The organism is Halobacillus sp. ABH2_015 (assembly GCF_056158945.1).
The window spans coordinates 1938852-1946545 of the sequence record NZ_JBSWUG010000002.1; the positions used below are offsets into that span (position 1 = coordinate 1938852).

Here is a 7694-nt window from a genome sequence, read left to right on the forward strand (position 1 = left end):
CACACCATCACCCTCCCTTCATCGCCTTTTTCATCCTCAGCACAGCCTCATGCAGACGCTCGACGGGGTGGGTCAGACTGATGCGGATGTACCCTTCTCCCTGCTGCCCAAAGGCTGTCCCGGGTGTCAGAATGATTCCGGCTTCATCGAGCATTTTTTCAGCAAAGCTCTGGGATGTAAATCCTTCCGGGACGTGCGCCCAGACAAAAAACGTCCCTCTGGGTTTTACGGCGCGGACATTCATTTCCTCCAGCTCTGGAAGAATAATATTGAAGCGCATTTCGTACGTCCTGTTATTGGCTACGACAGAATCAAAACTGCTGTTTAAAGCAGCTGCTCCTGCTTTTTGAATGGCAGGAAACTGCCCTGTGTCCCTGTTGCTTTTGACAAGACCGAGGCCTTGAATAAGTTCTTCGTTTCCGGCGGCATATCCCAATCTCCACCCTGCCATATTGAAGCTTTTAGACAGAGAGCCGAATTCAATGCCAACATCCTTTCCTCCCTCAGCCTGAAGAAGACTTGGAGATTGATAGTCCCCGAAGGTCACAAGATCATAAGCGGCATCCTGCAGAAGGATCAGTTGATTTTTTTTCGCGAATCGGACAGCTTGTTCATACGTTTCCATGCCAACCGTTCCACCGGTCGGATTGTTGGGATAGTTCAGGATCATCAATTTTGCCCGGGTACAGTCCCGCTCCGAAATTTGATCAAATGCAGGTGCAAAATTTTCCTCTGGGTTGAGAGGATAAGGAATCGTCACCCCATAGGCCAAATGCACTGCTGATTGATACACCGGATAGCCGGGGTCCGGCGCCAGGACGCCGTCGCCAGGATTGAGCATCGACTGGATCAAATGGGCAATCCCTTCCTTTGAACCGATCAGGGCCAAAACCTCCCTGTCCACATCAAGGGATACATGAAAACGGCGGTGATAAAAATCCGTCACGGCCTGCTTGAATTCCATACATCCATGATAAGGGGGATACTTATGGTTTTCCGGCTTTCTGACTTCCTGAATAAGCTTGTCTATAATAAACGGCGGTGTAGAAAGATCCGGAGCTCCGATCCCCAGATCAATCACATCAATCCCCTGCGCCGTAAGAGCCATCTTCTTTTTATGAAAAAGAGAAAACAGATATGCAGGCAGACTCTGCACCTGTTTGGAAAGTGGAATCATTTACCCTACCTCCAGCCTGTCCTATATTCACATTCACCGTACTGTCTTATCCTATTAGCCGGATAAGGCAGGTATGATGATAGATTTTACCCATTCATAGGCTGCCCAGCTTCTGCATAGGATGAGATACAACCCGTAAAGGACAACGTTGAACCGTAATCCCCGCGTTTCCCAAGCCAGTCGGATTCATACCACGTATGGGTTCTTCTGGCTTTTTCTATGGAAGGAAGTGGTCGTATATGGAGACAGCCTTGAAAGGACGTCGGATCCTTGATTTGACCCGTGTGCTGGCAGGCCCCTACTGTTCCATGATCCTCGGTGACCTTGGCGCAGAAGTCATAAAAATAGAGGCCCCGGGCGGCAGTGATGAAACACGCTGCTGGGGTCCTCCCTTCAAAAATGGAGTCAGCTCCTATTTTTTGTGTACCAATCGGAACAAAAAAAGCTTAACGGTGAACCTCAAAAAGCCGGAAGGCATACAGATCATCGAAAAACTCGTCCAAACCTGCGATGTGGTCATTCATAACTTCAAGACAGGGACGATGGAAAAGCTCGGAATCGGATATGACCGTTTAAAAGAGATCCATCCAGGGATCGTCTTCTGTTCTATTACCGGATTCGGTGAAACCGGACCGTACCGGGACAGACCGGGATACGATTTTATCATTCAGGCCATGAGCGGCTTAATGAGCATTACCGGAGATGAAACATCCGGCCCGCAGAAACTGGGAGTAGCGATTACCGATATTCTGACCGGTCTTTACGCGTGTATCGGCATCCAGTCCGCTTTATTGGAACGCGAGGTTTCCGGAACAGGGCAGAAAATCGACCTTTCCCTTTTCGATTCAGCTGTAAGCGCCCTTGTGAATATCGGCAGCAATTATTTAATGACCGGTCATCTACCTGAGAGACTCGGCAGCCGTCATGCCAATATCGTCCCTTACCAATCGTTCTATACGAAGGATGGAGAAATTGTTATTGCTGTAGGAAATGACCGGCAGTTCATGCAATTGGCAGAAATGCTCGGTAAACCCGGGCTAGGATCGGATGAGAAGTTCAACTCCAATACAGGAAGAGTAAAAAACAGGAAGGAACTTTCAGCCATCCTGCAGAAGTTGTTTTTAAAGGAAAATACTTCCTTCTGGGAACAAGCCTGTCTGACTAGGAATATCCCTTTCGGCCCCATTCAAACGTTGGAGGACGTCTGGAACGATCCGCAATTGAAGGTCAGGGAAATGTTTATCCGCATGCATCACCCACAAGCGGGAACGACATCCATCATCGGAAGTCCGTTGAAACTTTCAAAAACTCCCGTAACCTACCGCACGGCTCCACCTGAACCAGGTGCCGACAGTGCAGGCCTTCTATCGGAACTCGGATATGCCCCAAACGAAATACAACGACTGAAAAACGGTGAGATCATATAAGGAGTGATGGTATGGATTTTTCGTTTACACAGGAACAGGACATGCTTCGTAAAACGGTCCGCAGCTTCGTCGATCAGGAAATTATGCCGAACATCAGACAATGGGATGCTTCCGGTCATTTTGACCACGGTGTCCTTCGACAGCTGGCAGACCTCGGACTGATGGGGGTGTGCATACCTGAAGATTATGGAGGAAGCGGGATGGATTATAACGCCCTGGCAATTGTCTGTGAGGAACTGGAGCGTGGCGATACCGCTTTCCGCACCGCGGTATCCGTGCATACAGGCCTGAACTGTATGACACTTCTGCAGTGGGCCTCCGAGGAACAGAAAAAGCGTTATCTCATCCCTCAGGCCAAAGGACAAAAAGTGGGTGCGTTTGGACTCACAGAGCCCGGTGCAGGATCTGATGTTGCCGCCATTCAGACGACAGCTGTCAAAGATGGGACCGAATACGTGTTGAACGGGCAGAAAACCTGGATCTCCCTCTGTGATGCTGCCGATCATTTTCTCGTCTTTGCCTACACAGATAAAAGTAAAAAGCACCACGGTATATCCGCCTTTATCGTCGAACGGACATTCCCTGGTTTTTCATCAAAAGCTCAAAAAGGAAAGCTCGGTATACGTGCGGGGAATACGGGAGAATTGTTTTTTGATGGTGTGCGCGTGCCGGAAGATAACCTGGTCGGGCAGGAAGGCGATGGGTTTAAAATAGCGATGTCCGCCCTTGATAATGGACGCTTTACCGTCGCAGCCGGAGCCTGCGGACAGATTATGGCCTGCCTGGAAGCAAGTGTGGATTACTGCCATGAGCGGAAAACGTTCGGAAGGGAAATCGGCAGGCATCAGCTCGTCCAACAGATGATCGCCCGAATGGAAGCCGGCCTGCAGATGAGCCGCCTGCTCGTCTATAAAGCAGGTGAGTTAAAAAACGAAGGAAAAAGAAACACAAGAGAAACATCTCTGGCCAAATGGCAGGCGTGCGATTTTGCCAACAAAGCCGCTGATGATGCTGTACAGATTCACGGTGCTTACGGATATTCTGATGAATACCCTGTTGAACGGTATCTGCGGAATTCCAAAGCTCCCGTCATATATGAAGGCACACGAGAGATCCATACCATCATGCAGGCCGAGTATGTTCTCGGATATCGGAAAGATAAACCATTAGACCGGACGATGCCGGCGTGGAAATCTTAAATCAATCAAAAAACAACAGCCTGCAGGTGCCCCCTGCAGGCTGTTATTCCTCACTCCTTCCACTCAAAGCTGCTCTCACTTTTCATTTCGATGCGAGGATGATTACGAAGCTTCCCAGCCAGTTGAAAAAGAGCTTCATCTTTTTGTTTCGCCTCAATCATACAGTCGATCTGGTCTACTGTACCGGCGGTTTTCTCAATGAACGCCAGAAACATATCCGGATCAACATAATCAGCATGACTGTTGAAAGAATCCGGACTTTTCGGGCTGGAGATATGCATTTTCACAGGAAGCGGGGAATGGGTCCACGTCCCTAGGACACGGTCCCAATTCTCTTCCCATTCTTTATGCTCATGGTTCGCCATATGATGATGAAGATCAAAAACGAGGGGGATTTGAAGTTTTTCACATACATAGAGACAATCGTCCAGCGTGTAGGAAGTATCATCATTTTCGATCATCACCATTTTCTGGATCCCCTTTGGAACGAGAGCCCAGTTCTCTATAAAACGCTCCAGAGACGATTCTTTGTCCTGGTACCGCCCTCCGAGGTGAAAGACGCATCGATGGGTCGGATCGATCCCCATATGATGCAGAAGGAGATAATGATACTTCAACACAGTGATAGACGATTGGAAAATCTCTTGATTACGGGCGTTCAGCACCACAAAATGATCAGGATGGAAATCCAGCCGCATCCCATTCTCCCGGGCGAAGTCTCCAAGCATCTTCAAGTCCTGCTTAATCGGCCCAAGGTAATCCCACCCTCGTAAAGCCTCATGCGTGGCGAGGGGAACAAGACGGGAACTCAAGCGAAAAAACTGGATATCGTGTGCTTTGTTATGTTTCAAAAGTCTGAGGCAGTTCTGTAGATTGGCAGAAGCGGTTCGCTCCAGTTTCCTTTTTGCAGCCTCCTGATCTTTCATCTGGGCAAATCGTTTATAAGTTACGGTCTGAGAAGGAGAAGCATTGTGCAGATGAACACTCATAGCCACATAGCCGAGTCGGAATAATGTCATAACCATCACCAAGATTCTTTTTCTATATCATCTGTCATGAAATTCCCGCTTATGCATGGTCCATTCGTTTTAACAGCACCCAGCTCATACTGAGAAAAAGAGGATAAAAAACAAGGACAAGGGCAATCGGCATTACCCAGGTGAACATACTTACACTCACGGGCACGGCTGTTAAAAGGAACCACTTCACCGTCAGCGTAACGAGGACGACACTGGGAAGAAGCACAGCTAAATATCCTGTTGTTACATCCGTTCTCTTCGTGAAATAGCATCCAAGACCTGTACATACAAGAGCACTTCCTACGAGGAACAATCCAAACAAGGTCATTATCATGGAAATACTCAATGGAAACGCCTCCTTATTATAACTCCTTCTAGATGAATGGTGGCATCCCCTGCCATTTTCCTCATTTTTCCACTGGATGTTTTCCAAATGTTTCACTATCCCTCAATCCGGATATACACGTAATGTACACACGAAGAATTACAAAAAAAGGAAAGGGAGTTTTCAGTAATGGCGGATCGTTTTAAAACGGGTGAAAAAGCGCCGGAGAATGGCACTTACAAATTCGCAGGACTTGTTGATGGCGGTAAGGAAGACAGTGTAACAGAAGACGAAAAGCATGTTGAACTGAACAGCGGCGACTCTTTCCCACCTATCAGTTCCCAAAACCAGGCAGCCTATTGGGAAAAAGCGTAACGATACACAACGGAGAATCTACAAGAGGAGGAATTTAAAGTGAAAGACCCAAAAGAGCAGGCAGCACAGATGAATGAAGAGAAAAAAGATGAAATCATGAGCAACTTCCAAACGTTTAAGGACTACCTCGGTGATAAAGTCCATAAAGGCGAAAAACTGGGCCTTGGTGAAGAAGGTCTTACAAAGGGCGCCAAACGCGTAGCGGATTATTTAGCTGAATATGAAGAACCAAGAAACAGAGAAGAGAAGGTTCTCAATGAACTGTGGAATGCGGCAGACAAAAATGAGCGGGAGCACATTGCACACGCTCTTGTAAAAATGGCCGACCAAACCAATTAAAAACAGACCCCCCGCGGCTGATCCAGCCGACGGGGGTTTTTTAACGTGGGAGAAGAGGGTGGAACAACGCCCCTGCTGCTTTACGGATCGCTGCCTCCTCTTCTTTTTTATAGCTGATGATAAAACAGGTGGAAGGGCCGGCGGATTTCTTTATATCCAATGAACAATGTTCAGGAAAAGCTGCTGCTAAATCATTCGCCTTCAACATTTCCTGCAGCTCGTAAAGAATTCCTTTGGAGCCGACAGGCAGCATTTCAAAAACGGACGGATGATCAGCGAGCTCTTTAAATAACGACAACGGCGCCATCCGGTCCTCCTTCTCCATCACTTCCTGCCCGACCAGCGGCTCACCGATGACAGCAAAAGCTGCCCATTCCGGTGTACACCCTGTCTTTACATTTGACGGGCTTACTTTCCCTATGACAGTAAGGCTGAGCGCAGACTGCTGCAGGGGGAAATTGGATTCGGTGCTCCCAGTCACGGAAACAGAAAGACCGAGACCTTCAGCCAATTCGTTGATCCGATCCACGCACGGCTGCCACACATCTTCTCCTGAAAAGTTGTGCAGCAGGATGGATAATGGCTCAGCTCCTACTGCGTAATTTTCCATAAAGGCCACCCTGAACATAGATTCCGCCACAAGTGGATAAGGAGCTTGAATGTAATCGGCATCCTTTTCGCCGATATTCGCCGCGTTATCAGAACTGATTACTAGATCGAACTGTTTATCAAAAGGAATAAACGTACTATCCCGCACTGACTTTCTCCTCCTTCGCCCCCATAAGTACCGGTTTTATTTTCTGTAATACAAAGCAGAACAAGATGACATTGATGCAAGCGCCTGCTGTGAGAGCCGGGACAAGGGTCCAGTAAAACACAGAGCTCATCATCCATAAAAATGGGAGTGGTAAAACAAGGCTGTTGAAGGTGATGAAAAACAAATATCCCGTCCATCTGCTCTTATTGTAAATAAAGGGAAACAGCAAAAGAAGCAGGGCCATTTCCACCGAAATAAACAGATGAAAAGGACCGAGTGGAAAACCGCCGGTGAATGCGGAAAGAAGATGGCCGAGACCACCGGTCACCGCTCCACTGACCGGTCCAAGAACAATAGAGGCAAGAAGCGCCGGCACAGCATCAAGCGCGATACTTCCAATGCCGACGGGGATTTTCAACAAGCCGCCTACAGCGGCCATGGAAGTGAACATCGCGGTCCACACGAATTTCTTCACGTATCTTTAGACTTTCGCGGACGGCCTTTGAACACTTCCGCACTGCGGATATACTCTACATCCTTCTCCCCACTGACGAAATTGATGTACCGGCTGACCGCAAAAAAGTAGTCGGATAACCGGTTCAAGTATCGCAGGCACACGTCATGAATGTCCTCGACTTTCGCAAGGGAAACGACGTTTCTTTCCGCTCTCCTCGTAACTGTCCGTGCGATATGCAGCGTGCCGGCAGCCGGTGCCCCTCCAGGCAGGATAAACCGTTTGAGCTCTGGCGTTTCTGCAATATACTCATCCATCCGGTCTTCGAGCCAGTTCACACTTTTCTCTTCCAATTTATAGGGATGATCCGCTTTTTTATTGGCCAGATCACCTCCACAGTCAAACAATTCATGCTGGATCCGTTCCAGTTCCTGATCCACCTGCTGAAGTGAATCGATCGACAAATCCAATTCTGTTCTTGCTTTTCCGACAAAGCTGTTGGCTTCATCAACCGTACCATAGGCTTCTACACGGATATCATCCTTGTCCACCCGTCCTCCGATAACACTCGTCTGGCCTTTATCACCAGATTTTGTATAAAGTCTCATTTGATAACCTCCTG

At 48.2% G+C, this 7694-nt stretch carries 10 protein-coding genes; 4 read left to right on the top strand and 6 right to left on the bottom strand.

The annotated features are described in order from the left end of the window. Positions 1–7 precede the first annotated feature (7 nt). On the bottom strand, positions 8–1177 hold the full coding sequence (locus ACXAD6_RS10320; RefSeq protein ID WP_474968798.1) for an aminotransferase class I/II-fold pyridoxal phosphate-dependent enzyme: 1170 nt from the start codon (positions 1175–1177) through the stop codon (positions 8–10). Positions 1178–1416: 239 nt separating this feature from the next. On the opposite strand from ACXAD6_RS10320, the gene ACXAD6_RS10325 reads away from it, so the two are divergent. Beyond that, complete coding sequence (locus ACXAD6_RS10325; RefSeq protein ID WP_474968799.1) at positions 1417–2604, top strand: CaiB/BaiF CoA transferase family protein; 1188 nt, start codon at positions 1417–1419, stop codon at positions 2602–2604. Positions 2605–2615: 11 nt separating this feature from the next. Further along, a complete protein-coding gene (locus tag ACXAD6_RS10330) occupies positions 2616–3803 on the top strand; it encodes an acyl-CoA dehydrogenase family protein (protein ID WP_474968800.1) in 1188 nt (395 codons plus the stop codon). Positions 3804–3853: 50 nt separating this feature from the next. On the opposite strand, the gene uvsE is transcribed toward ACXAD6_RS10330, so the two are convergent. Next, positions 3854–4822, bottom strand: coding sequence for a UV DNA damage repair endonuclease UvsE (gene uvsE, locus ACXAD6_RS10335; RefSeq protein ID WP_474968801.1), 969 nt, complete (start codon positions 4820–4822; stop codon positions 3854–3856). A gap of 49 nt (positions 4823–4871) precedes the next feature. After that, complete coding sequence (locus tag ACXAD6_RS10340) at positions 4872–5168, bottom strand: hypothetical protein (RefSeq protein WP_474968802.1); 297 nt, start codon at positions 5166–5168, stop codon at positions 4872–4874. A gap of 168 nt (positions 5169–5336) precedes the next feature. Between ACXAD6_RS10340 and ACXAD6_RS10345 the strand changes: the two genes are divergently transcribed. Together ACXAD6_RS10345 and ACXAD6_RS10350 are read left to right on the top strand one after the other, a co-directional pair. Continuing rightward, entirely contained in the window at positions 5337–5522 is a 186-nt protein-coding gene (locus ACXAD6_RS10345; RefSeq protein WP_474968803.1) for a YjzC family protein, read from the top strand. Positions 5523–5591: 69 nt separating this feature from the next. Further along, positions 5592–5861 carry a DUF3243 family protein gene (locus ACXAD6_RS10350; RefSeq protein ID WP_474970405.1) on the top strand — a complete coding sequence of 90 codons (270 nt, stop codon included), beginning with the start codon at positions 5592–5594 and terminating at the stop codon, positions 5859–5861. Between the two features lie 40 nt (positions 5862–5901). Here the strand turns inward: ACXAD6_RS10350 and ACXAD6_RS10355 are convergent, their stop codons facing one another. Genes ACXAD6_RS10355 through ACXAD6_RS10365 form a run of 3 tightly spaced genes read right to left on the bottom strand, consistent with a single transcriptional unit; the run spans position 5902 to position 7680 of the window. Further along, positions 5902–6618 carry an ATPase gene (locus ACXAD6_RS10355; protein WP_474968804.1) on the bottom strand — a complete coding sequence of 239 codons (717 nt, stop codon included), beginning with the start codon at positions 6616–6618 and terminating at the stop codon, positions 5902–5904. Continuing rightward, complete coding sequence (locus ACXAD6_RS10360; protein ID WP_474968805.1) at positions 6608–7093, bottom strand: ECF transporter S component; 486 nt, start codon at positions 7091–7093, stop codon at positions 6608–6610. Before ACXAD6_RS10360 ends, ACXAD6_RS10355 begins: the two co-directional genes overlap by 11 nt. Next, the gene (locus ACXAD6_RS10365; protein ID WP_474968806.1) at positions 7090–7680 is read right to left on the bottom strand and encodes a cob(I)yrinic acid a,c-diamide adenosyltransferase; all 591 of its coding nucleotides are present in this window, start codon (positions 7678–7680) and stop codon (positions 7090–7092) included. The genes ACXAD6_RS10360 and ACXAD6_RS10365 overlap by 4 nt, the downstream gene beginning before the upstream one ends. Between the last annotated feature and the right edge of the window lie 14 nt (positions 7681–7694).